Genomic DNA, 22346 nt, shown 5'->3' on the forward strand with positions numbered 1-22346 from the left:
GGCAAACGGCCTCCGTGAGCGGAAAGGAGTGGCAAGCGACATGGCATCAGCCAAATCAGGCGCAGGCAAGACGGGCCCCCGCATCGACGTGCTCATTCCCGCGATCGAAAAGGATCTGGGCACCTTGCCCCACGTGATCGACGGCATCCGCAAGCAGGTCAAGCATCCGATCGCCAGCTTCATGATCGTCTCGCCGGACAGCCGGCGAATCCGGGCGCTCTGCCGGAGAAAAGGCTGCAAATTCGTCGACGAACGGACCGTGCTGCCGATCGGCAAAAAGGATATCCGCTACGGCACGAAACGCTGGAACCGCGCGGGCTGGCTCTATCAGCAGCTGCTTAAACTCGCGGGCAGCAAGCTCGGCGCCGCAGGCCACTATCTCGTGGCGGATGCGGACACGGTGCTGATCCGGCCTCACCGGTTCGTGACCGGCGGCCGGCCGGTCTTCTACTGCCGGAGCTGGAGCCAAGGCGATTACTTCCGCACGTACCGCAAGCTGCTGGGCGTCAAGGCTTCCGCCCCGCGCTCCTTCGTCACGCACTACATGCTGTTCGATAAGGCGAAGGTCCGGCAGCTCAAGGGGAAAATCGAGAAGCGCCACGGCAAACGCTGGTACAAGGCGATCATCGGCAGCATCGACAAGACCAGGCAATTCGGTTTTTCCGAGTTCGAGACATACGGCAACTTCCTGCACGGCCGCAATCCCCGCGGCATCGTCATGAAGTCCGCGCTGAACAAAAGCCTGCATACTTCGTTTTCTTCGTTGTCTCCGGCGCGGCTGCGCAAGCTCGCAGGCAAATACCGGTCGATTTCGTTTCATAAGAGGAAGATCTATTCGAGGCCCGGCATATAACCGTTTCGGCAATGGCCCGGCGCGCGAGCGCGGGCTTTTTTGTCTCGAGACGGCACGCATCCAGCATACACTAAATTCCATTTTTATATTGTATAATTCCAGTCGGAATGATAGTGTATATATAAAACGAAGGAGCGGATGGCATGAGCAAGCCGTTGTTGGTCGTCGTCGGGGCGGGGGCGGGCGTGAGCGCCTCAGTCGCCAAGAAGTTCGGAGCGGAGGGCTTCAAGATCGCGCTGATCGCGCGCCGAACCGCCTCGCTCGCAGTGCTGGCTGAGGAATTGACAGGACAAGGCATTGAAGCGTTCGCCGTCGAGGCGGATGCGACCGTCCCGGCTGCCGTCGAGGAAGCGTTCGCCCGGATACGCGCGAGCTTCGGCGAGCCGAGTGCGCTGCTTTACAACGCGGCCGCGATCACAAGGTCTGCGGCGTCTAGCTTGGACGAACAACAGTTGATCGACGACTTCAAGGTGAACGTCGTCGGCGCGCTGACGAGCGTCAAACAAGTCGTGCCGTCGTTCGTCGAGCGCAAGCAGGGGACGATCCTCGTTACGGGCGGAGGTCTAGCGCTCTCCCCGAACCCGGCCTACGCCTCGCTGTCCATCGGCAAGGCCGGCGTCCGCTCCCTCGTCTACTCGCTGGCCGAAGAGCTGGCTCCGCAAGGCGTTTACGTCGGCACCGTCACCATCGGCGGCTACGTGTCCCCGGGTACGTTCTACGATCCGGACCTGATCGCCGAGTCGTTTTGGCAGCTGCACGCGCAGCGCGACCAAGTCGAAATCGTTTTCGCGGAAAATTGATCGTCTCCATGCCGTAGGCCGCCGTCGCCGGACGCTTGCCCGCACGCTCCTTCTGAGCTACGATACATTCGAGGCACGTCCGGTCCGCCGCATCCCAACGCCAACAACGCACCCCAGAACGCGGAAGCCGGCTCCTACATATCTCGGCTGGAGGAATCATACATGACCAAGATCGCCATCATCATCGGAAGCACGCGCCCCGGGCGCAAAGCCGAGGACGTCGCCAAGTGGGTATACGAGATCGCCGCGAAGCGGGACGACGCGTCGTTCGAGCTCGTAGACATCGCCGACTACGCCCTGCCCCTTTACGACGAGCCGATCCCTCCCGTCATGGGCAACTATAAGCACGCGCACACGCTGGCCTGGTCCGAGCGGATCAAAGGCTTCGACGGCTTCGTGTTCGTCACGCCCGAATACAATCACTCGACTTCGGGCGCGCTGAAGAACGCAATCGATTATTTATACCACGAGTGGAACGACAAAGCCGCAGGCTTCGTCGGCTACGGCAGCGCGGGAGGATCGCGGGCGGTCGAGCACCTCCGCCAGATCGCGGGCGAGCTGAGAATGGCGGACGTCCAGGCTCAGGTCTCCCTGTCGCTCTTCCATGACTTCGAGAACTTCAGCGTTCTGAAGCCCGGCCCCAAGCAGGAGGCTTCCGTGAACAACATGCTGAACCAGGTCGTCGCATGGAGCGGCGCGCTCAAGACGCTGCGGTCGTAAGAATGCACAGAGAGAGGCCAGGCTGCGACGATTTAACCGCGGCCTGGCCTTTCGGCATTTGCCGGCCGGTTCTCGCGAACGCCCCCCTTGGCGAAGGACGCCAATCCCGCAGACAGCGAGAGCAGCGCGAACGCGAGTCCCGCCCAGGGATGATAGCGGACCGTGGACGTCGCGTCGGCGAGCAGGCCGCCGGTCAAGGATCCGATCGCGACGCCTAGGTGCAATAGAGACGTATTGAGGCCGAGCACGATGTTTGCCGATTCCGGCGCGATTCGGACAAAGTAGGTCTGGATGGCCGGGATCGCCACGGAGTAGGCCAGCAGCCAGGCCGCAGAGACTGCGAGGCCCGAAGCGAGGCCGCCTGCGACGGTGCGGAAGACGAATGTCGCGAAGGGCATTAAGGCCAAGGCCAGCGCCATCGCGGCGAGACTCCGCAAGATGACCGCAGGAGGGCCGCGTCTGTCGGCCGCACCGCCGCCGAGGCGAGTGGCAAGCGTGCCGGCCAAGCCCAGCAGCAGCATCGTCAAGCCCGTATACGACGGCATTAACCCAAGAATGTCCTGTAGAAAAGGGACGAAGTACGTGTTCAGCAGGGCGATGCCCGACGAGAACAGGAGCGACATGAGCAGCCCCGCCGCAAGCCCAGGCCGGCCCAGCACCGCGAACTGTCGGCCTAATCCGGCCGGGACGTCGCCTTCCACGTCGGGCATGATGCGCAGGACGCCCAGCATCACGAGCAGCGCGCCTGCGCCGAGCAGCAGGTAAATGCTCCGCCAGGACCATCCGTCCGCCAGCGCGATGCCGAGCGGAGCGCCGAGCACGGAGGCGGCGCTGAACGCCATCATGACGGTGCTCATGGCGCGGCCGAGGCCGGCGGCGGGCATGAGCTTGGGGAGCGCGCCGAGCGCCGTCGTCAAGTAGACGCCCGCACTGGCGCCGATCAGGGCGCGCAGCGCGAGCATCGCCGGGTATCCGGCGATGAAATACGAGAGCAAGCTGCCTGCGGCGAATACGAGCAGCGCGGCCGCCAGCAGCCGTCGCCGCGATATTCGCTGCGTCAGCGAGACGAAGATCGGCGTGCCGACGGCAAAGCCCAGGGAGAAGGCGGTGACGAGCTGGCCCGCCTGCGAGATGCTAATCCCCGCATCCTTGGAGATGATCGGCAGGATACCGACGACGGCCAATTCGGCGAAGCCCGTCAAAAAAGTGCCAAGCGTAAGCATATACAGAATCATGCGATTCATTTTAACCACCTCTTAATATTGTCGCGGAGCCGCGCGGTCCTTGTAGCGACAGTATAAGCGAGGTACTATATTTAAGTAAGAACGCAATTCGTTTGGGGATAATCCTAATAATCGGACTTACTAACTAAAATAAAGTAAATTGTATGATCGGAGGCGACCATGTTGTCCGAACGCGTGGAAGATCAGGATAAGCCGATCTGCGAGGCGCTGCAGGTACTGGGGGCCAAGTGGTCCTTTGTGGTCATCGCGGAGCTCTGCAAAGGTCCCAAACGATTCAATCGCCTGCAGCGAGACGTCGCTATCGTCGGCACGCAGTCGCTCACGGATACGCTCCGTCACCTCGAGCAAGCGGGCATCGTGCGACGGGAGGTCTATCCGACGGTGCCCGTGACGGTCGAGTACAGCCTGACGGACAAGGGCATGGACTTCCAGGCGACGCTTGCCGAGATGGAGAAATGGGCGATGCGCTGGCGCAAATCAGGCGGCGAAGAGGCGCCGGCATCGAATGCCGCCGACGCCGGCTGAACGGCGGAAGACGTCCGCTTCGGACGCCGCGCGGCTCCCAGGGAGGTCAGGGCCGCCGCTCAGGCGCTACAGAGAAGCGGCCAAGTGAACCAGCAGCGGCAAGTACAAGAAGCTCGCGGCGGTCGAAAAGGCGACGTTCATTGCGACGAGCTCCTTGTCCCCGCCGTACCGCTCCATGAGCACCAGCGAATTGATCGCCGCGGGCATGGAGGATTGAACGAACAGCACGGCGGCAGTCAAGCCGTGCAGGCCAAGCATCGCGATCGCGGCATACGACAGCAGAGGCACGACGACGATACGCATGCCGAGCGAGATCCAGATCTCCCGGCGCAGGCTGCGGCGCCAATCCGTCTTGCGAAGCTGCATGCCCAGGAGCAGCAACACGACGGCCGGATATGCCCCGCCGACCAGCTCGAGCCCCGACGAGAGGCTCTCCGGCAGGCGCACCTTGAACAAGAACAGCGCGATGCCGACGGCGGCCGCGTAGACGAGCGGCGTCTTCGCGATCTGGCGGAACGCCTGCTTGGGCTTGAAGGACGCGCGCGCCGCCAGATAGAAGCCCAGCGTGTTCACCAGGATGACATGCGTCACGACGTTGGTCACCCCGATTGCGAAGCCTTGCGTGCCGAAGGCGAGCAGCAGCAGCGGCAGGCCGTAGTTGTTGGAGTTGGAAAAGATCGTCGTCAGCTCTAATGCGCGCCGCGAGGGCTCGTTCATCCGCAGCAGCCTCCCCGCCGCGGCGGACGCGGCCCAGCAGAGCGCCGTCTGCAAGAGCGTATAGATCGCTACCGTACCGAGCGTGCCCGTGTTCAGGTCGCTGCCGGCGAGCGCCGACACGATGAGGCAAGGCGAGAGCACGAACAGGCTCAGATCGGCCAGCAGGCGCGAATCGGGGGCCTTATACTTTTGGTACAAGTAGCCCAGGCAGCAAGCCAGCAGAATCGGAATACTAACGTTCGCGAACGTATGGAAGTAAGGCATGGCGTCTCGACTCCTTACCTGGCGGGCCAGGCGTTTCATTTGGTTCATTCATCATAAGCTCAATCCGATTATTGTTTAAATATATGTATGCAATAAAATTAATAGTTTTTAACTATATAAAGGGCGCGCGCTCGTGCCGGATCCGGACCCACGTTCCGCTATTTCCTCTTTTTTGTTCATCCAGCCGATGTTTCGGACACAGCATCCGTTATCTCCCGCCGATCGGCAATAATCGTCCACTCTTGACTAGAATAAGAGATCTATAGTCCGCAACACGCTCACAAACCTCGTTTTTTCGAAAATAGAGGCACTGGGGTCCGTTCGAATGGGACGAAGGGCGCTTGAGACGCGGGGGCGCTTGGGGCGCTTGGGGCGCTTGGGGCGCTTGGGGCGCTTGGGGCGCTTGGGGCGCTTGGGGCGCTTGGGGCGCTTGGGGCGCTTGGGGCGCTTGGGGCGCTTGGGGCGCTTGGGGCGCTTGGGACGCTTGGGGCGCTTGGGACGCTTGGGGCGGGCGCTCCCATTCGAACCAAATAAAAAGCCCGCCGCGAGAATCCACGGACGGACCTTGGGCGGGCCTTAAGCGCGCTTGCTGCGCCTAAACAACCAGTCTCAGAATCTGCTCTCCAACCTGCCACCCGCCGACTCGCCTTTCCTTTTACCAGCCCAGATCCAGCGTCTTGCCCGTCTCCACATAAGACTTGATGTTGCTAAGGACGATCGACCAGCTCTGCTGCGTGCTCTCGTAGGAGGGATGCCCCTCGGGCCAGCGGTCGTTGACGAGCGTCACTTTTGTGCTGCCGCCGACCGGCTCCAGCGTCATGGTAACGCGGGTCTCGAGCTCCGCATGATTGTCCCGGTAGGATGGCCCCGGATGCTCCGTATAACTCATGAGGCTGTGCGGCTCGTACGCCAACACCGTTCCGTACACGTGCACGGTCTCGTCGCCGGCGTTGCCCGGTCCGACATATGCGTAGGGCGCGCCGATCTCGAAGGTCGACTGCAGCACGCTGCCGAAAAAGATCGCGCGCGTCCCTTCGGGCGAAACAAGCGCCTCCCATACCTGCTCCGGCTTGCCGCCAATATAGATCGTATACTTCAAGTCTTCCATCATCGTTCCCTCGCTTCTATGGATTGTCGTAGCGTTGAATTGCGATGTTTATCGCGGACTGCTAGTATCGATTGTAAAAGAATGCCTGCCGTTTGTATTGGACAAACGCGACAGCCCCAGGAGGTCATAGGCCGTGCAGCCGATCGAGCGTCCCTTGGACAAAGCGATACTCAAGCCGCAAGAAGCCGTGCGCAAATTCGATCTGAAGCAGTACGAGCCCTCGGCGACGCTGTCGCAGTGGATCGAGAAGTTCTGGACGCTCTCTTACGATCTTGCCGGAGAGGCGCCGTTCAGCCAGACCGTCCTCTCTTATCCGAGCGTTAACCTGACGCTGGAATGCGAGGACGGCGCCTGGTTCGCCGGCGTATACGGCGTGCCGCGGAGCACCTTCACCCGCACGCTGGCGGGCCGCGGCGAATGCTTCAGCGTCAAGTTCAAGCCGGGCGGCTTCTACCCTTTCTGGCGACAGCCCGCATCGCGCCTGACCGGGCGTACCGTCGGCGTCGGCGAGCTGTTCGGAGCGGCCGGCGAAGCGCTGGCGCGGCAGCTGCCCGCAGCGCGCGAGCCCGAGGATCGGCTCGGGATCATGGAGCGCTTCCTGCTCGAGCTCCGGCCGGAACTGGACGAAGCCGCCGAGCTGGCCGCGCAGATCGTAGCGGCCGCGGCAGGCGATCGCGGCATGATTTACGTCGAGGATATGGCGGATCGCCACGGACTGAGCGTACGTTCGCTCCAACGGCTGCTCGACCGTTATATCGGCGTATCGCCCAAGTGGATCCTTCAGCGCTTCCGTCTCCAGGAGGCGGCCGAGCGGATCAGGCAGGGCGGCGCCGCGGACTGGTCGGCGCTCGCGGCGGATCTGGGCTACTACGATCAGGCGCACTTCATACGGGACTTCAAATCGGTCGTCGGGCAGACGCCCGATGCCTACGCCCGGGCTTCTGAAGCCGGACGCTAAGACGCGCGGCGGCCGCTACGGCGCCGCGCGCCTATTTTTATGGGCCATCTAGTCAGCGTATCTTTTCTATGATAATATCGATACAGATTGTATCATAGCTGAGGAGCTGATTTTTTTGTTCGCACGTCTGTTGCCAAGATTCGCTATTCCGCTTATCGCCAGTCTGATATTCGCTATTTTCGCCCCCTTATCCGCTTCGGCCGCTACCGGCGGCAGCTACATCCTGCTGACGCTGGACGGCATCAAAGGCGAGAGCACGCTAGAAGTCGGAAAAGGCGCCATAGACATCACCAGCATAACGTTTGGCGCCGTCAATCCAGGATCCGCATCCGCCGGCAGCGGATCGGGGTCCGGCAAGCCTGCCTTCCAGGAATTCTCGTTTACGAAGCTCCAGGATTCGGCCTCCCTGTCGCTGCTGGCGATCCTGGCTTCCGGCAAAACGATTAAAAGCGGCACGATCTCCTTCTATAACGCCAACACCGAAAGCAAAAAGCCCTACCTGACGATCAAGCTGGAAAATATCTTCGTCACGTCCGATACATACGCCACGAATGAAGGAAACGCCCGATTAACGGAGTCCTTCACGCTCGCGGCCAAAAAATTGACGTTTACATACCAGGCGATCGGCTCCAAGGGCGAGCCGTTGCCGGCGCAAACGTTCGAATACGATCTGGCTAAAAACAAAGTAAGCTAATCCGAACGAAGGAGCTGAATCGTCATGAATCCCGTGCGGAACCCCGAATCGAAGCTCCCCTGGCGTATGCCTGCGCTTGAAGTGCTGCCCATCAGCGACACGATGGACGACAGCGGCGTATGGTCCTTCGCGCCGACGGACGACTTCTACCAGCGGAGCTTGCTGCTGGACAGCTGAACCGGCGACCGGCGCCGGACGCCGGCCAGCCTCGGGCATCGCCCGACAAAGGAGTAGATCGATGTGTTCGCCAGATTGCTCAAAACAAGCCTGCTGACCGCTTTGGCCGCAGGCATCCTGCTGCTCTCCGCTTCCCCGCCTGCCGCAAACGCAGCCGATGCGGCGGACGCAGCGCCTCGCATTCTGCTCAAGCTCGACGGCATCAAGGGCGAATATGCCAGCGCGGCGCTGAATATTCAGGACGCGATCGTCCCGGCAAGCTTCACATTCGGCGCGGACGCGCCGGGAACGGCAAGCGGCAACAACTCGCCGGGCAAGCCCGTCTACCGTGATATCGTACTCACCAAGCCGCTGGATGCGGCGTCGCTGCCGCTGCTGCAGACGCTGACCGGCGGCAAGCATATCGCGGACGGGTATGCGTACTTTCAGACCGAAAGAGCGGGACAGAGCCGCACGTACCTGATCGTACACTTGTCCGACATTCAGGTGACCCGCTATATTGTCGGGGGTTCGCGCGATGCGCTGTCGGAGACCGTCACGCTATCGGCCCGCACGGTTCTGTCCAAGTACGTGCCCGACCAGTCGGGCGGCCCCACTAATCCGGACCCCGATCCGGAGAGCGCAAACGTGCTGACCCGGTACCATTTCGACCCGATTAACGCGGTGACGGCCAAGGGCAATCCCTACGTCAAAGGCTTCAAGGTCACGCTGCGCGCTGCCGGCAACGAAGGCGAGACGCTGACGACGCGATACCGGGTCAACGGAGGCGCCTGGACTGAATATACGGGACCGTTCGAAATTTACGCCGCGGATACGCACACGGTCGAGTACTACAGCACGGGTGCGGACGGACGCGTAGAGGAGACCAACCTGATGGATTTCGACAAGGGTACGTTCAACGGCCACGGCACCTTCTAGCTTTAGCGGCCGCAGCATTCGGTCATGTCTAGCAAGAACAACCGTCAGGAGATCGCAGATCTCCCAGGCGGTTGTTTTGGTTTGTCGGGTTTATGAAATTTGATTCGGTGCGAAGCGCTTACCGATGGCTCATCCGACAGCAGTTCCCATGGCTCATCCGACAGCAGTTCCGATTGATCGGCCGATCGTGCCCGCGCCGTTCTTTCTCCGTAATGCCTGCAAATGTACATCTAATTTCGCCGAGCTCACGCCTTTTGGACAGGATAGGTGCAAAAGTGCATTTATTTTCCTCCATCAGCCGAATTTCCGGCATGTTCGTTGAAGTTGCCTGCATATTTGCATGTATTTCATCAAGCGCCGCGGATCGATAGAAAATAGATGTACAGATGCAGTTCTTTTTAACCCGTCAAACATCTGAAAAGCTCCGCCCATCGAAAGTGCGCCTGTCCACGAATCTCCGCCCCCCGAGTCAGAAGGGAAGCAAGGTTTTGGCCTGGCCTGGCCTGGCCAGGATCTGCTCTGCTCTCGCCTGCGCCTCAAGGCATCCGGTCTGCGAGCCATTCCTTCACGCCGAGCGGCCTGGCGCCGATCAGCGCTTCCAGATCGGGAGAGACGGAAGCCGTATCGGAAAAAGGAAGCATCGCGTAAGCGCCGCCGTTCATCGCCGGGTCCGTCCGGTGCTCGATCCGTCTGCCCGACAGCTCGGACAACGCGCGGGCGAGCTCCTTCAGATCCCAGGAACGGGAGGCCGTCAATTCATATACCCGGTCCAGATGTTCGTCCTCCGCGAGCACGACGGCTGCGGCGGCGGCCAGATCTTCCCGCGCGACCGTGTTGAACCTCCATGTGCCGGGCGGGCTGAGCAGGACGCCGCCTGCAACCGCCGTGCGCCATCCGAGCATCTCGACGAGATCCATGTAGAAGGCGTTGCGGAGAATCGTATAGCTCAGTCCCGATTCCCGGATGAACCGCTCGGTATCCAGGTGCAGCCGATGCAGCGGCAAACGTCCCTTTTCCGCATAGGCGATGCCCGTATAGACAATTCGCCCCGTACCCGCTTCCTTGGCCGCGGCGACCACCGTCCGATGCTGCCGAAGACGCGCTTCCTCGTCCCGCTGCGGCGAGGAGACGAACAGCAGGCGATCCGCTCCCCTGAACGCCTCCGGCAGCGATGACGCATCTTCATAATCCCCGTACCGGACCTCGACGCCGCTATCGTTTTGAAATTCCGCCGGTCTTCGCGTCACGATTGCGATATTCACGGCAGGCACGCGCCTCAACAGCTCTTTCAGTACCAACGATCCCAGATGGCCCGTCGCTCCGGTCAAAACGATTTTCATCGTACATCACGCTCCCATCCTTCACATAGTTAAATATTTAACTAAATTGGCAGACGAACTGCGGGATTGCCCCTCGTTAGAACGGGGCAGCTCCCGCTTATTCCCTGAGCTTGGCGAGCAGGTCGAGCAGTTGGCGGGTCTCGTCCTCGCTCAGCCTGTCCATCCGGCTCCCGATGACCTCCCGGTTGCCGGGGAGCTTATCCCGCAGCAGCCGTTCGCCTGCTGCAGCCAGCGTCACCCTGCGCTTGCGCCCGTCATCCGGATCGTCGTCGATCTGGATGAGCTTCTCGCTCGCTAACGGTACGAGCAGCACGCTGATGTTCGCCTTCGTAACGCCGATGCGCTCAGCCAGCGCCGAGGGAAGCAGCGAGCCGCCGGCCTTGGCGATCTCGACCAGAATGCGGATACGCGCGCCGTTCAGGCCATACGACTGCCAATAGCGCTCGGACGCGGCGATCAGATCGGCCGTCGTCTCCACCAAGGCAAAAAACGCATGTACGCCGGGCGGCTGCTCCAACGCATACTTCTGCAAGTCGTCCATGCGATCTTCTCCAAACTAGTTAAACCATTAACTAACTGGAGGATACCCCAACGCTCGACAGTTGTCAATGAATCAGGTTAGCCCCTCTCATACCGGATCGGGCAACGCCCACACCGACACGCTGCCGCCTTTCACCGGGAAGCTGCCGAAGCCGTCCTCGCCGATGACGACCTTGTCGTCCAACGTCTGCGTAAAATCGACCCACGCCTCGCCTGCGCGATGCTCGCCGACATACATTTTTTTCTCGCCGCCCTCGCCCGTGCAGACGACGACCGCGCAGCCGGAGCGCTCGATCTCGGCGACGCCCCGCCGCACCCACCCGATCAGCTGCGGGTCGTCGAAGTAATCCTCCTGCTCGCCGTACGCCTTGTGATGGCGGCTGTAGAGCAGCGGATCGATCGCCAGCTTCTTGCCTTCGATCTCCTCTTCGTCGCCCCCGATGTGAAAATAGTCGCCGTAAAAGACGCACGGATAGCCGCCTTCCCGCAGCAGTACGAGCGCGTACGCGCTCTGCTTGAACCAGTCCGCGATCCACGACTCCAGCGCTTCGCCGGGCTGCGAATCGTGATTGTCGACGAAGGTGACGGCGTTGGTCGGGTTCGTCTGAACGAGCGTGTCGTCGAACAGCTTGGTCAGGTCATAATCGGCGCCCTGCTCGGAAGCCTCGTGCAAATTGTAGTGCAGCCGCACGTCGAACAAGCTGATGCGTCCGCCGACGTCCTCGAGAAATTGCTGGCAGGCCCCCGGATCGCTGTTCCAGAACTCGCCGACGATAAAAAAATCATCGCCCCGGTCGGCGTATACCGCTTCGGTAAACTCCCGCACGAAAGTATGGTCGATGTGCTTGATCGCGTCGAGCCGGTAGCCGGCGCAATCCAGCGTATCCGCGAGCCACTTTCCCCATTCGATCATTTCCCGGCGCACGTCCGGATGGTGGTAGTCGATATTGGCATACATGAGATAGTCGTAGTTGCCGAACGCGTCGTCGACGTTTTCGTTCCAGCGTTTGCCGTCTCCTACGATCCGATACACGCCCTGACGATCCTCGCGCGCGTCGCAGTCGGTGCCGTTGAAGTGCTCGAAGTTCCATTTGAACGACGAATACGCATCCCCGCGCCCCGGAAAATCGAACTTCGTCCACCCCTCGATGTCGAAAGGCTCGGAGATCTCCTCCAGCCGGTTGTCCGCCTGCACCTCGACGACCTGAAACGTTTCCGTCCCGTCGGCGCCGGCTTTATGGTTCATGACCAGATCCGCATAGACGCCGATACCCGCTTCCCGGCAGGCCGCGATCGCCTCGAGCAGCTCGTCCTTCGTGCCGTACTTCGTGCGCGCGTCGCCCTTTTGATCGAACTCGCCCAGATCGTAAAGGTCGTATACCGCGTAGCCTGTGTCCTCCGGCGATACGGCCTTCGTGGGCGGCGGAATCCAGACGGCGTCGATGCCGCGGTCCTTCAGCTTCGTCGCAAGCTTGGCAAGGCGACGCCAGTGCTTGCCGTCGGCTTCGACGTGCCACTCGAAAAACTGCATGATCGTATGATTGCGTTCCATTCGGGTGCCTCCAGTATATGTAGATGCATGTTTATCCGGCATTGATCCATTCCAACAATGACTTACCTCAACCGGCGCGCGCGTAAACAAATCCGGACGGTGCCGACTTGACCTTATCACGTTGAGAATGCGGCCCGATTCGTATATGATGATGGAGAACTTAAGCGGCATCCGTTCAATTCATAGCAAAGCGAGCTGAATCTCTTGTTCCCACGAGACCTCCAATATAAAATGCCCGCCGAATGGGCGCAGCACGAACGCACCTTCATGTCCTGGCCCGTCCGGGACTCCATGGTCTACCCGGACGACCACGAATCCGTATGCGCCGGCTACGCGCAGGTCGTCCTCGCCATCGCCGAGTTCGAGCCCGTCAGCGTGCTCGTCAATGAAGCGGATCTGGCGCTGGCGAAGCAGCATCTGGACGCGCCGGACATCGAGCTGGTCCCGATCGCGCACAGCGATGCCTGGCTGCGGGACAATGGCCCGACCTTTCTCGTCGGCGAGAAAGGTGAGCTGGCCGGCGTGAACTGGCGCTTCAACGCCTGGGGCGGCAAGTACGCGCCTTGGGATCTCGACGACGCGGTCGCGCCGCAGATTCTCGAGCGCCTGGGCGTGCGCCGGTTCGACGCGCCCGTCGTGATGGAAGGCGGCTCGATCCATGTCGACGGCGAAGGCACGCTGCTCACGACCGAGGAGTGCCTGCTCAACGTCAACCGCAATCCCGAGCTGGGCCGCGAGCGGATCGCGGAGCTGCTTGCGCAGTACGTCGGCATCGAGAAGATCGTCTGGCTGAACCGCGGCCTCGCCGGCGACGAGACGGACGGGCACGTGGACAATATCGCCTGCTTTGCGGCGCCTGGCAAGGTTATCATTCAGACCTGCTACGACACCGCCGACGAAAATTACGAGATCACGCAGGAGAACCTGCGCATCCTTCGCGAAGCGACCGACGCCCAAGGCCGGAAGTTCGAGATCGTCGAGCTCCCGCAGCCGCCGCTGGCTTCGTTCGAGGAGAGCCGGCTTACGCTGAGCTACCTGAACTTCTACTTCGTCAACGGCGGCATCATCCTGCCGGTATTCGGCGGCGCCGCCGAGGAGACGGACCGCGAGGCAGCGCGCATTTTGGCCGAGACGTTCCCTGAACGCCGCATCCGCACCGTGGACGGCATGGCGATCATCAAAGAAGGCGGCAACGTTCACTGCACGACGCAGCAGATGCCGGCGCGAGGCTGAGCGGCTCACAATGCAGATTCGCACGTTCCAGTCTTTTCGGCTCCAATAAGTGTTAAAAAGCATCTATTTCGTCTCGCAGCCGCTTTTCAGTTGGGATAAGTGTTAAAAGGCATCTATTTCACCAAAATGGACGCAAATTAGCCTCTCTCCCGCCCATTAACTGCTTTTTAACAATTATTCTTGATCTCTCCGCCGCGTGTCGAACAAATACCGGCCTTTTAACAACTAATCTCTGCCAACCTGCGAAAGATCGCATACAAAGGAGGAGTTCTGGATGAGAAAAGTCAAAGTAGCAGCTACCCAGATGAGCTGCTCCAGCGATATCGACGAGAACATCGCCAAAGCGGACAAGCTCGTGCGCGAGGCCGCGGCCCAAGGCGCGCAGATTATTCTGCTGCAGGAGCTGTTCGAAACGCCCTACTTCTGCCAAAAGGAGAAGTCGGACTACTACGTCTACGCGACCGAGCTCGAGCACAACAAGGCGGTCAACCACTTCAGGGCGGTGGCCAAGGAGCTGCAGGTCGTGCTGCCGATCAGCTTTTACGAGAAGAAAAACTATGCCCGCTACAACTCGCTCGCGGTCATCGACGCGGACGGCTCGATCCTCGGCCACTATCGCAAAAGCCACATTCCGGACGGTCCGGGTTACGAGGAGAAATTCTACTTCAACCCCGGCGACACCGGGTTCAAGGTCTGGAACACGCGGTATGCCAAAATCGGCGTCGGCGTCTGCTGGGACCAATGGTACCCCGAGGCAGCGCGCTGCATGGCGCTTATGGGCGCCGAGCTGCTGTTCTACCCGACGGCGATCGGGTCGGAGCCGCAAGACGGCTCGATCGACTCCAAGGACCACTGGCAAATGTGCATGAGAGGCCATGCCGCCTCCAACCTGATGCCGGTCATCGCCTCCAACCGCATCGGCCGCGAGGAAGACGAGGATTCGTCCATCGACTTCTACGGCTCCTCCTTCATCGCCGGCCCGCAGGGCAACATGATCGAGGAAGCCGGCCGCGCAGAGGAGACGGTGCTGACCGCCGAGTTCGACCTCGACCAGCTCGAGATCCAGCGCATCGAGTGGGGCATCTTCCGCGACCGCAGACCGGAGCTATACCGTGTCATCGCCTCGTACGACGGCAGCACGACGGTGTAAAAACGAAAGACCGCCTGTTCGGGCGGTCTTTTCGTTTGCGAAAACCCAGGAAGAACACGAATGTCAGCCAAGCTCCCAAGTATCGCTCTACGTTCACACTTCGCGCCGCTAAGTGGCCTCACTCGGTCCCGACGGCATAGTTAGCCGGTATTTCCGGCTATCTCGCTTGCTCCCACCGCCTCAGCGGACCCGTTAGCCGATTTTTCCAGCTATCTCGCGTGCCTCCATCGCCTCCGCGGACCGGTTAGCCGATTTTTCCGACGATCTCGCTCGGCATCTCGCCCACGTATGCGGATTGCGGCCGGAAGATGCGGTTGTGCCCGGCCTGCTCCAGCATGTGCGCCGTCCAGCCGACGACGCGCGCGGCCGTGAACGTGGGCGTGAACAGCGCCGTCGGCAGCGCGATCGCCTTCATGATGGCGGCGGCGAAAAACTCGACGTTCGTGTGCAGTCGCCGGCCCGGTTTGTATTCGGCGAGCAGCCGCGTCGCCGTCTCTTCCACGTGCAGGGCGAGCGCGAACGCCGGATCGTCGCCGGTCAGCCCGCGCGTCACTGCGCGCAGCGCCTCGGCACGCGGGTCGACGGTCTTGTAGATGCGGTGGCCGAAGCCCATCAGCCGGCCGCCCCGCTCCAGCACGTCGCGCAGCCAGGGTTCGGCGCGATCCGGCGTGCCGATCGCCTCCAGCATGGCGATCACCTCGCTCGGCGCGCCGCCGTGCAGCGGGCCGCCCATCGTGCCGATCGCCGCGCTAACGGCGGGGAACAGGCCCGCCTGCGTCGACAGCGCGACGCGGCCGGCGAAGGTGGAGGCATTCATGCCATGCTCCATGCCAAGGACGAGATACGCGGTCAGCGCCTTGGCATGATCGGGCGAAGGTCTGCTGCCCGTCAGCATGTACAGATAGTTGGCCGCGTGATCCAACTCCGCGTCCGGCTCCACGGGCTCGAGCCCCTGCAGGGCGCGATGCCGATAGGCGATGATGCTCGGCACCCGCGCCGTCATCCGCTCCGCCTGCTCCGACTGCGGCGGCCAAGCGGGCTCCGCCCCGTCACCCAGCGCGGCCGCGGCCGCCTGCAGCACGCCCATCATCGGCAATCCAGCCGGCAGCGCGTCCAGCAGGCGACGCAGATCGTCCGGCAGGACGCGCGCCGCGGCCAAGCGCCCCTTTAACGCCGCCAGCTGCCCCTCGTCCGGCAGTTGTCCGTACCACAGCAGGTGCGCCGTCTCCTCGAAGCCGCGGCTCACCGCCAGGTCCTTTGCCCAATAGCCCCTGTATACGAGATGCCCGCGTTCGCCGTCGACGAGCCCGATCCCGGTCTCCGCCGCTACGACGCCTTCCAGTCCGGTTACGCTAGCCATTCGATCACTCACTCCTTTTCTTCATGAATTCAATATACACCGCCATTTTAATTATGTATATTTATAGTATTTTTTATGGATGAAAGATATCATTTATCAATCAGACTTTCAATAACCCTTTCTAATCGCGGCAATTAACTTTTTTCATCAATACGGTTGACAAGGTTTGCCTATCCCCCTTAATATAGCCAATATCTCATCAGAAAGGAGGTCGGCCGACATGACCGCTATTCAACTCACCCGCCGCTACGACGCATGGACCCAACTGAATATGCCGCTCGATGTCCGCCGGCCTCTACGGGCCGCTCCAGGAGTCAGACCCGGATAATCCGTTCTCCCGCAAGGGAAGAGCGACGAATCCAGGTTATTGTATTGACGTATCCAGGGACCGCGAGCGAATCGGCTTGCGGTCTTTTTGTTTTCCCAAAAATCCAATTCGATAAGATAAGAGGTCAAGTGAATTTATGATACAGAACGAATCTTACTACCGGCGCATCGATCTGCCCGCGGGCGATCTGCATGTCTACGCCGGGGACGCGCTGTTCCGCGCCATGGGCGCCAAGCCGCTCGAGATGGCGAACAACAATCTGCAAATTCCCAATATCCGCTACATGAGCTACACGCCCGACGCCCACGTCGGGGTCGGCACCTGCATCGGCACGACGGCCGTCTGGAGGGCGGACGAAGGCTTTGTCTCTCCTTCCATCGTCGGCAGCGACATCGGCTGCGGCATGCGGGTGCACCTGACGAACCTCGACGCGGACGACCTCAAGGACGTCAAGCTCCGGCGCAAGCTGGTCAAGGCGATCGAGAAGCGGATCCCGACGGAAAATCACGCCCGGGGGCATTTCTCCGACATTCGGCTCGAGCATGTGCTCATCAAGGGACTTCACGGTCTGCCGGGAAAATACGTGCCCGACGCCTATACGCCCCGCCAGGCGACCTCGCTCACGCATGTCGAGCACGCTCGCTTCCGCTACGACGAAGACGCGCTGAACCGGATCCCCGAGCACCTGTGGCATCGGGCACATCGCCAGCTCGGCACGCTCGGCGGCGGCAATCACTTCGTCGAGCTGCAGGCCGTCACGCTGGACGAAGCCAATCGCGACATCGGCGAGCGCTGGGGACTGCGCGACGGGCAGGTCATCGTCATGATCCACTCGGGCTCGCGCTCGTGGGGCGGCGCCGTCAACCAGCACTGCGGCTCCGAGGTCGTCAAGACGATGCGCAAGCTGGGACTCGGCACGGCGGATCCCAAGCTGGCATTCGCGCCGCTGGACAGCGAAGCAGGCTCAACCTACGTCAATCTGATGTATGCCGCGCTCAACTTCGCCGTCGCGAACCGCCACCTGCTCGCCTACGCGGTGCGCGACGCGCTGCGCGAGACGCTGGGCCCGCAGGCGGAGACGCGCACGCTGTACGATCTGATGCACAACTATGCCTTGGAGGAAAGCCACGAAGAAGAGGCGCTGTTCGTGCACCGGAAAGGCGCGACCCGCTCCCTCCCCCCGGGGCATCCGGACAATCCGGAGCCGTACATGGAGACGGGGCATCCGGCGCTCATTCCCGGATCGATGGGAACGTCCTCGTACCTGATGGTCGGCGTCCCGTCCGGGGCGCGCAACTATCATTCCATCTGCCATGGGGCGGGCCGGGTCCGCTCGCGCAATGCAACCAAGCAGCTGGTCACGGTGGACGAATTCGCGGCATCTCTGCGCGTTGGCCAGGAAGACGAGGTCGTCGTCAACCATCGCGCGCTCGAGGCGATCATCGACGAATCGCCGCAAGCTTACAAGGACGTCGATCAAATCATAGAAAGCGTTGCGGGCGCAGGCCTGGCGGCTGTCGTCGCCAAATGCCGGCCGCTCGCGACCGTCAAAGGAGTATAAAGACACAAAATGACATTACTCAGTGAAAAAGCGCTGCACCCCTTTCTCATCAGGCGGAACGACTATGCAGCCGAGCCTGCCGGCATGCAGGCTTACTTCGACTATACGATGGCCGTGCGGCGCATCGCGGATTGGCTCTGCGAGCGTTACGGCTGCGAGTTCCACCTTTATTATCAAGAGGACAGCGACGATGCCTGGGACGGGCTCGCGGACGACATCCGCAGCGGTTATCCCGGCGTGACGCATGCCATCAGCCTTTTCGATCTCGTCGAAACGCGCATGTTCAAGTACGCGCCGGACCCGACGCACGAAGCGGATCGCGACAGCAAGCCGGAAGCGGGCGGCACGCCCGTCAGCGGCGGGCACGACATTTGCATGGCCGTCCGGAACAACGTCTTCGTCTACCCGGCGCATCGCGTCGCCTTCGCCCGCGTCCCTCGGCTCACGCAGTTCGGGCTGGGCTATGAGGATTTGATCTTCGCGCAGAGCGACGCGCAGCTCGGCTGCTTTCTAAGCGAGATGCGCGAGCGGCAGTTGTCGGACCGGCAGCTGCTCGTGTTCACGGATACCCGCGACGGACTGGAGCGCAGCCGCGAGACCGCGGAGCGCCCGGTCGACCGGGAGGGCGTGTTTATGGACGAGTCTCTGAAGGAGCAAATCTTCCGATCCGTGGATACCTTTTTCGCGGACGACCGCAGCTTCTACCAGACCTACGGCGTCCCCTACAAGCGGGGCATCCTGCTGTACGGCAAGCCGGGCAACGGCAAGACGACGCTCGTCAAATCGATCTCCGCCACCGTGAACGCGCCGGTCGCCTATTGGCAGATCACCGAGTTTACCGGCAGCGAGTCGATCCAGCAGGTGTTCGACGCGGCCGTGAAGCTCGCGCCGATGGTGCTCGTCGTCGAAGATATCGACTCGATGCCGGACTCGTGCCGCTCGTACTTCCTCAATACGCTCGACGGGGCGACCTCGCGGGAGGGCATTTTCCTCATCGGAACGACAAATTATCCGGAGAAGATCGACCCCGCGCTGATGAACCGGGCCGGGCGCTTCGACCGCGCCTACGAAGTCAAGCTGCCGAGCGAGCCGCTGCGGCTGGCTTATCTGACTTACAAGGGAGCAGGACGACTGACGGACGAGTCGGGGCTCCCCGAGATCGCTCGATTGACGGAAGGGTTTACCTTTGCGCAGCTGGCCGAGCTGTACGTGTCCGCTGCATTGGAGCTGCACCAGACCGGCAAGGCGGATTGGCAGTTGTTGATCGCTGGCATGAAAACCGATCTGTCCAAGGGACGGAGCCGGGAGTGGATGAGCGAGAGCGCGGGGCGCAGGCTGGGGTTTGCGGCGGGAGACTAATCTTCTAAACGATCGCATGCCCCAAGGCATGCGCGAAGAGGCGGGGTGTCTGCGTTCGGCGCTCAGTCGTCCGACGTCTCCGACTGCGGCAGCACCGCCCGACCCGCTACCGGGGACGACAGAATGACCGACGTATTCAGCATGCCGCAGGGGATCAGCCGCTCGACGAGGCGGTTCAGCGCATTTAGGTCCGTCACAGCCGCCTTGATGACGAATGTAACGGCGCCCGTAACGCGGTGGCACTCCAAAACGTCGCTTTCTTCGGCGATCCGGCGCTCGAACACGAGCGGCGATATCTTGAGCTCGCTGACCTGAATAATCACCTGTACGCTTCGTCCGACGGCCGGCGCCGACACGACGGCGCTGAAGCCTGTAATGATCCCCCGCTCCTGCAGGCGCGCGAGACGCTCCGAGACGCTGGGGCGGCTGAGCGACAGCCGCTTCGACAGCTCGCTGACCGTCATTCGGCCGTCCTCCTGCAGCAGCTTGAGCAGGCTGATGTCTATGCGATCCATGTAGATTCACCCTCACCTTCAAATTGCAGGACATCCGGCGTTTATTGTTTCAATGTGAGATTAAGTGACGCAAAAGAGCTTCACTTCAACATTTCTCGGCGCTTCCTCGCTGCGTATCATGGAATATAACATTACTTCATGGTAGGCAATCAGAAGCGGAGGCGTTTGTCATGAATCATATCATGCATCAGCGACGCAGGGAATGGCTGCTTATCGTACTGGGCTGCATCGTCACCGCCATCGGCGTATCGCTGCTGAAGGAAGCCCGGATCGTCACCGGAGGCAGCGCCGGATTGGCGCTCAGTCTCTCTTACTTGTTCCATATGAAGTTCCCGGTTCTGTTTATCCTGATCAACCTTCCATTCCTGCTGTTTGCCTGGGTCAAAATGGGCCGCTCGTTCACGCTTCGGACGATCGGGGCCATCGCCCTCCTGTCCGGCTTGACCTCCCTCGAAAGGCTGTTGCCGGAATATCACATGCCCGTCATGGGCGAAGCCGTCGCCGGCGGCGCGCTCGTCGGCATCGGCATCTGCATCCTGTTCAAAAACGGCGCATCGTTCGGCGGCTCGACGGTGCTGGCACGCTATTTGCAGCTAAAATACGGGCGCGATCCCGGCAAGACCGGCTTTGCTTTCGACCTGGCGGTCATTGCGACGAGCCTGTCCGCCATCTCCCTCGGCGGTGCGCTGATCTCCGCGCTCTCGCTCGCGATCACCGGCACGTTGATATCGCTGTACAAGGGACGCCTCAACGCCTCGCGGCACCAGACCCCCGGTCAGACCGCCTCCGCTACCGCTCCCACCGCTGCCGCAGGATAAAAAAACGCCAACGAAAAACACCGAACGGCTTGGTCCGCTCGGTGTTTTTCGTTGCTTATCGGTTGCTTATCGCATAGTCCGCGCGATCGTTCGCCCGGCACCGCGGCCTCCGGAGTGAGGTCCGGACGCCCTGCTTATTGGTATACGGTCATGGGCTGATGATTCGGCACTTCCCGGTAGATCTGGCCGACCGTCTCCATCAGGTTGCCCGTCGCGGGCACGATCGGATACCACCCTTTGCGGCCCATGTACGACCATACTTCGTGCGCCTGATGCGAGCACATGCGGAACGCATCCTCGAGAAACGCCCGCAGCTGCGGCGTCCCGCATTCAAAGGCGGCCCATGCGTATTCGCGGCCCGCGCGCTTCAGCGTCAGCAGGTAAGACGTCGCGATCGCCCGGTCGTCCAGCTCGGCAAGCTTCACCTGCGGCTCGACGGACGGATACGGCGGCGCGGCTACGGGCAGCAGCGCCGTCATCGACAGGCTCGGGACGTTGAGCTTGTCCGTGGAGCCGGTCATTTTTTTCACGAATTCGATCTTCATATTGTAATCCTGAACGTGGACCGGATAATGCTTCCCGATCATCTCCCTCAGCTCGGGATCCTTGGCTTGGTTCAGGAACAGCGCCATCGACTGAATGGAGTTCGTGCAACTCATCAGCAGTTCGCTCAACTCGAGCGCCTCATGGTTACCGAGATTCAACTTGGAAGGTCCTCCTTGGATTGGATGCGTGCCGGGAGTAGTATGCCAATAGGGACGATGGATATGCGAAGCGCTGCGCGACCAAGGTCTTTGGCATTATTTTCCCGAAAATAATTTGCGTACCCATTCCAGTTATTTCTATACTAGAATGGCATAATCGCAAACGAATGCCATGGGAGCGTGAACAAATTGAAGAAAAAGCTGACCGCAGCCGTCATCGGGCTGTCCATGGTCGCCAGCATGGGAGCGGGCGCCTACGCCGCTTCGAACCTGACGTCAATCAAAGCCTATTTAAATTCCGGACTGAGCTTCAAGGTGAACGGCAAGCCGTTCCAGCTGCGCGACGGCAACGGCGGCACGCTCGCGCCGATCACGTACAACAATACGACCTATCTGCCCATCCGATCCGTCTCCGACGCGCTCGGCATCGCCGTGCACGTGGACAACAAAGGCCTCATCCAGCTTGGCGAAACGGTCGACGGCGTCTCGATCGCAACCGGCTTTAACGGCGATTTCCATACGAAGGATCCGTCCAAGACCGTCTATGACGGCAAGGACTACAAGGAAGTCTACTTGAACAACAGCAGCGGCACGCGCGGCGCCTCGTTCATGCTCTATCCGAAAAAGAAATACCAGAAGCTGTACATTCAGATCGCGGCGATCGGCAAGGACATCAAGGAGTTTGCCGTTCAAGACAGCGATACGGATATCGAGCTGAAAACGACGCCGGTAGCCATGAGCGACGGGCTCCTCACCGTCGAGGTCGATATCGGCGGCTCCGATGCGCTCTATGTGAGGGCCGAAGCGTCCGACGGCGGTTCGGTATTTATTCCGCTCACGACTTCTTATTTCAAATAACGGATGCGCGAGAGCCGGAGAGTCGCGCAAAAACCCGTCAGCGATACGTC

24 protein-coding genes are annotated in these 22346 nt (G+C 61.1%); 15 read left to right on the plus strand and 9 right to left on the minus strand.

Annotated features, from left to right (window positions below; all coding sequences use genetic code 11):
* Positions 1-40 precede the first annotated feature (40 nt).
* The 3 genes from ACFOTD_RS05735 (at position 41) to ACFOTD_RS05745 (ending at position 2373) form a co-directional block, all read left to right on the plus strand.
* On the plus strand, positions 41-853 hold the full coding sequence (locus ACFOTD_RS05735; RefSeq protein ID WP_378116618.1) for a DUF6492 family protein: 813 nt from the start codon (positions 41-43) through the stop codon (positions 851-853).
* 143 nt (positions 854-996) lie between these two features.
* The gene (locus ACFOTD_RS05740; RefSeq protein WP_378116620.1) at positions 997-1653 is read left to right on the plus strand and encodes an SDR family NAD(P)-dependent oxidoreductase; all 657 of its coding nucleotides are present in this window, start codon (positions 997-999) and stop codon (positions 1651-1653) included.
* Between the two features lie 162 nt (positions 1654-1815).
* Complete coding sequence (locus ACFOTD_RS05745; RefSeq protein ID WP_378116622.1) at positions 1816-2373, plus strand: NADPH-dependent FMN reductase; 558 nt, start codon at positions 1816-1818, stop codon at positions 2371-2373.
* A 32-nt stretch (positions 2374-2405) separates the two neighbouring features.
* Here the strand turns inward: ACFOTD_RS05745 and ACFOTD_RS05750 are convergent, their stop codons facing one another.
* A complete protein-coding gene (locus ACFOTD_RS05750; RefSeq protein WP_378116624.1) occupies positions 2406-3617 on the minus strand; it encodes an MFS transporter in 1212 nt (403 codons plus the stop codon).
* Positions 3618-3776: 159 nt separating this feature from the next.
* Between ACFOTD_RS05750 and ACFOTD_RS05755 the strand changes: the two genes are divergently transcribed.
* The gene (locus tag ACFOTD_RS05755) at positions 3777-4142 is read left to right on the plus strand and encodes a winged helix-turn-helix transcriptional regulator (protein ID WP_378116626.1); all 366 of its coding nucleotides are present in this window, start codon (positions 3777-3779) and stop codon (positions 4140-4142) included.
* A gap of 66 nt (positions 4143-4208) precedes the next feature.
* Here ACFOTD_RS05755 and ACFOTD_RS05760 read toward each other — a convergent pair whose 3' ends face one another.
* Complete coding sequence (locus ACFOTD_RS05760) at positions 4209-5123, minus strand: AEC family transporter (RefSeq protein ID WP_378116628.1); 915 nt, start codon at positions 5121-5123, stop codon at positions 4209-4211.
* A gap of 341 nt (positions 5124-5464) precedes the next feature.
* Here ACFOTD_RS05760 and ACFOTD_RS05765 point away from each other — a divergent pair, with 341 nt between their 5' ends.
* Positions 5465-5722, plus strand: a complete 258-nt coding sequence (locus ACFOTD_RS05765) for a hypothetical protein (protein WP_378116630.1) — start codon at positions 5465-5467, stop codon at positions 5720-5722.
* Positions 5723-5778: 56 nt separating this feature from the next.
* Here the strand turns inward: ACFOTD_RS05765 and ACFOTD_RS05770 are convergent, their stop codons facing one another.
* A complete protein-coding gene (locus ACFOTD_RS05770) occupies positions 5779-6231 on the minus strand; it encodes an SRPBCC family protein (protein ID WP_378117056.1) in 453 nt (150 codons plus the stop codon).
* 133 nt (positions 6232-6364) lie between these two features.
* On the opposite strand from ACFOTD_RS05770, the gene ACFOTD_RS05775 reads away from it, so the two are divergent.
* The 4 genes from ACFOTD_RS05775 to ACFOTD_RS05790 all read left to right on the plus strand — a co-directional run bounded on the left by ACFOTD_RS05775 (position 6365) and on the right by ACFOTD_RS05790 (position 8978).
* Entirely contained in the window at positions 6365-7189 is an 825-nt protein-coding gene (locus tag ACFOTD_RS05775; RefSeq protein WP_378116632.1) for a DUF6597 domain-containing transcriptional factor, read from the plus strand.
* Between the two features lie 115 nt (positions 7190-7304).
* Positions 7305-7883 carry an Hcp family type VI secretion system effector gene (locus ACFOTD_RS05780; RefSeq protein ID WP_378116634.1) on the plus strand — a complete coding sequence of 193 codons (579 nt, stop codon included), beginning with the start codon at positions 7305-7307 and terminating at the stop codon, positions 7881-7883.
* A 24-nt stretch (positions 7884-7907) separates the two neighbouring features.
* Entirely contained in the window at positions 7908-8060 is a 153-nt protein-coding gene (locus ACFOTD_RS05785) for a hypothetical protein (RefSeq protein ID WP_378116635.1), read from the plus strand.
* A 63-nt stretch (positions 8061-8123) separates the two neighbouring features.
* Positions 8124-8978, plus strand: coding sequence for a type VI secretion system tube protein Hcp (locus ACFOTD_RS05790; protein ID WP_378116637.1), 855 nt, complete (start codon positions 8124-8126; stop codon positions 8976-8978).
* A 536-nt stretch (positions 8979-9514) separates the two neighbouring features.
* Here the strand turns inward: ACFOTD_RS05790 and ACFOTD_RS05795 are convergent.
* From ACFOTD_RS05795 to ACFOTD_RS05805, 3 genes are all read right to left on the minus strand, one after another.
* Positions 9515-10318 carry an NmrA family NAD(P)-binding protein gene (locus ACFOTD_RS05795; protein ID WP_378116639.1) on the minus strand — a complete coding sequence of 268 codons (804 nt, stop codon included), beginning with the start codon at positions 10316-10318 and terminating at the stop codon, positions 9515-9517.
* A 97-nt stretch (positions 10319-10415) separates the two neighbouring features.
* Positions 10416-10859, minus strand: coding sequence for a MarR family winged helix-turn-helix transcriptional regulator (locus ACFOTD_RS05800; protein ID WP_378116641.1), 444 nt, complete (start codon positions 10857-10859; stop codon positions 10416-10418).
* An 87-nt stretch (positions 10860-10946) separates the two neighbouring features.
* Complete coding sequence (locus tag ACFOTD_RS05805) at positions 10947-12410, minus strand: alpha-amylase (RefSeq protein WP_378116643.1); 1464 nt, start codon at positions 12408-12410, stop codon at positions 10947-10949.
* A gap of 231 nt (positions 12411-12641) precedes the next feature.
* Here ACFOTD_RS05805 and ACFOTD_RS05810 point away from each other — a divergent pair, with 231 nt between their 5' ends.
* The gene (locus ACFOTD_RS05810; protein WP_378116645.1) at positions 12642-13643 is read left to right on the plus strand and encodes an agmatine deiminase family protein; all 1002 of its coding nucleotides are present in this window, start codon (positions 12642-12644) and stop codon (positions 13641-13643) included.
* Between the two features lie 274 nt (positions 13644-13917).
* Entirely contained in the window at positions 13918-14793 is an 876-nt protein-coding gene (gene aguB, locus ACFOTD_RS05815; RefSeq protein ID WP_378116647.1) for an N-carbamoylputrescine amidase, read from the plus strand.
* Between the two features lie 244 nt (positions 14794-15037).
* On the opposite strand, the gene ACFOTD_RS05820 is transcribed toward aguB, so the two are convergent.
* Positions 15038-16153, minus strand: a complete 1116-nt coding sequence (locus ACFOTD_RS05820; RefSeq protein ID WP_378116649.1) for a citrate synthase — start codon at positions 16151-16153, stop codon at positions 15038-15040.
* A gap of 464 nt (positions 16154-16617) precedes the next feature.
* Here ACFOTD_RS05820 and ACFOTD_RS05825 point away from each other — a divergent pair, with 464 nt between their 5' ends.
* The gene (locus ACFOTD_RS05825) at positions 16618-18042 is read left to right on the plus strand and encodes an RtcB family protein (protein ID WP_378116651.1); all 1425 of its coding nucleotides are present in this window, start codon (positions 16618-16620) and stop codon (positions 18040-18042) included.
* A gap of 9 nt (positions 18043-18051) precedes the next feature.
* Entirely contained in the window at positions 18052-19401 is a 1350-nt protein-coding gene (locus ACFOTD_RS05830) for an AAA family ATPase (protein WP_378116653.1), read from the plus strand.
* Between the two features lie 62 nt (positions 19402-19463).
* Here the strand turns inward: ACFOTD_RS05830 and ACFOTD_RS05835 are convergent, their stop codons facing one another.
* Positions 19464-19916, minus strand: a complete 453-nt coding sequence (locus ACFOTD_RS05835) for an Lrp/AsnC family transcriptional regulator (protein WP_378116655.1) — start codon at positions 19914-19916, stop codon at positions 19464-19466.
* A gap of 170 nt (positions 19917-20086) precedes the next feature.
* On the opposite strand from ACFOTD_RS05835, the gene ACFOTD_RS05840 reads away from it, so the two are divergent.
* Positions 20087-20734 carry a YitT family protein gene (locus tag ACFOTD_RS05840; RefSeq protein WP_378116657.1) on the plus strand — a complete coding sequence of 216 codons (648 nt, stop codon included), beginning with the start codon at positions 20087-20089 and terminating at the stop codon, positions 20732-20734.
* Positions 20735-20868: 134 nt separating this feature from the next.
* Here ACFOTD_RS05840 and ACFOTD_RS05845 read toward each other — a convergent pair whose 3' ends face one another.
* Positions 20869-21438 carry a spore coat protein gene (locus ACFOTD_RS05845; protein ID WP_378116658.1) on the minus strand — a complete coding sequence of 190 codons (570 nt, stop codon included), beginning with the start codon at positions 21436-21438 and terminating at the stop codon, positions 20869-20871.
* Positions 21439-21618: 180 nt separating this feature from the next.
* On the opposite strand from ACFOTD_RS05845, the gene ACFOTD_RS05850 reads away from it, so the two are divergent.
* Positions 21619-22296: a stalk domain-containing protein gene (locus ACFOTD_RS05850; protein WP_378116660.1), complete on the plus strand. Its 678-nt coding sequence runs from the start codon at positions 21619-21621 to the stop codon at positions 22294-22296.
* Positions 22297-22346: the final 50 nt, after the last annotated feature.

The organism is Cohnella sp. GCM10012308 (assembly GCF_042649185.1).
Taxonomy (GTDB): Bacteria; Bacillota; Bacilli; order Paenibacillales; family Paenibacillaceae; genus Cohnella.

Bases quoted from the DNA above. Each gene is read 5' to 3' on its own strand.
- ACFOTD_RS05735 (WP_378116618.1), top strand. From the start codon at position 41: ATGGCATCAGCCAAATCAGGCGCAGGCAAGACGGGCCCCCGCATCGAC.
- ACFOTD_RS05740 (WP_378116620.1), top strand. From the start codon at position 997: ATGAGCAAGCCGTTGTTGGTCGTCGTCGGGGCGGGGGCGGGCGTGAGC.
- ACFOTD_RS05745 (WP_378116622.1), top strand. From the start codon at position 1,816: ATGACCAAGATCGCCATCATCATCGGAAGCACGCGCCCCGGGCGCAAA.
- ACFOTD_RS05750 (WP_378116624.1), bottom strand. From the start codon at position 3,617: ATGAATCGCATGATTCTGTATATGCTTACGCTTGGCACTTTTTTGACG.
- ACFOTD_RS05755 (WP_378116626.1), top strand. From the start codon at position 3,777: ATGTTGTCCGAACGCGTGGAAGATCAGGATAAGCCGATCTGCGAGGCG.
- ACFOTD_RS05760 (WP_378116628.1), bottom strand. From the start codon at position 5,123: ATGCCTTACTTCCATACGTTCGCGAACGTTAGTATTCCGATTCTGCTG.
- ACFOTD_RS05770 (WP_378117056.1), bottom strand. From the start codon at position 6,231: ATGGAAGACTTGAAGTATACGATCTATATTGGCGGCAAGCCGGAGCAG.
- ACFOTD_RS05785 (WP_378116635.1), top strand. From the start codon at position 7,908: ATGAATCCCGTGCGGAACCCCGAATCGAAGCTCCCCTGGCGTATGCCT.
- ACFOTD_RS05795 (WP_378116639.1), bottom strand. From the start codon at position 10,318: ATGAAAATCGTTTTGACCGGAGCGACGGGCCATCTGGGATCGTTGGTA.
- ACFOTD_RS05800 (WP_378116641.1), bottom strand. From the start codon at position 10,859: ATGGACGACTTGCAGAAGTATGCGTTGGAGCAGCCGCCCGGCGTACAT.
- ACFOTD_RS05805 (WP_378116643.1), bottom strand. From the start codon at position 12,410: ATGGAACGCAATCATACGATCATGCAGTTTTTCGAGTGGCACGTCGAA.
- ACFOTD_RS05810 (WP_378116645.1), top strand. From the start codon at position 12,642: ATGCCCGCCGAATGGGCGCAGCACGAACGCACCTTCATGTCCTGGCCC.
- aguB (WP_378116647.1), top strand. From the start codon at position 13,918: ATGAGAAAAGTCAAAGTAGCAGCTACCCAGATGAGCTGCTCCAGCGAT.
- ACFOTD_RS05820 (WP_378116649.1), bottom strand. From the start codon at position 16,153: ATGGCTAGCGTAACCGGACTGGAAGGCGTCGTAGCGGCGGAGACCGGG.
- ACFOTD_RS05825 (WP_378116651.1), top strand. From the start codon at position 16,618: ATGATACAGAACGAATCTTACTACCGGCGCATCGATCTGCCCGCGGGC.
- ACFOTD_RS05830 (WP_378116653.1), top strand. From the start codon at position 18,052: ATGACATTACTCAGTGAAAAAGCGCTGCACCCCTTTCTCATCAGGCGG.
- ACFOTD_RS05835 (WP_378116655.1), bottom strand. From the start codon at position 19,916: ATGGATCGCATAGACATCAGCCTGCTCAAGCTGCTGCAGGAGGACGGC.
- ACFOTD_RS05840 (WP_378116657.1), top strand. From the start codon at position 20,087: ATGAATCATATCATGCATCAGCGACGCAGGGAATGGCTGCTTATCGTA.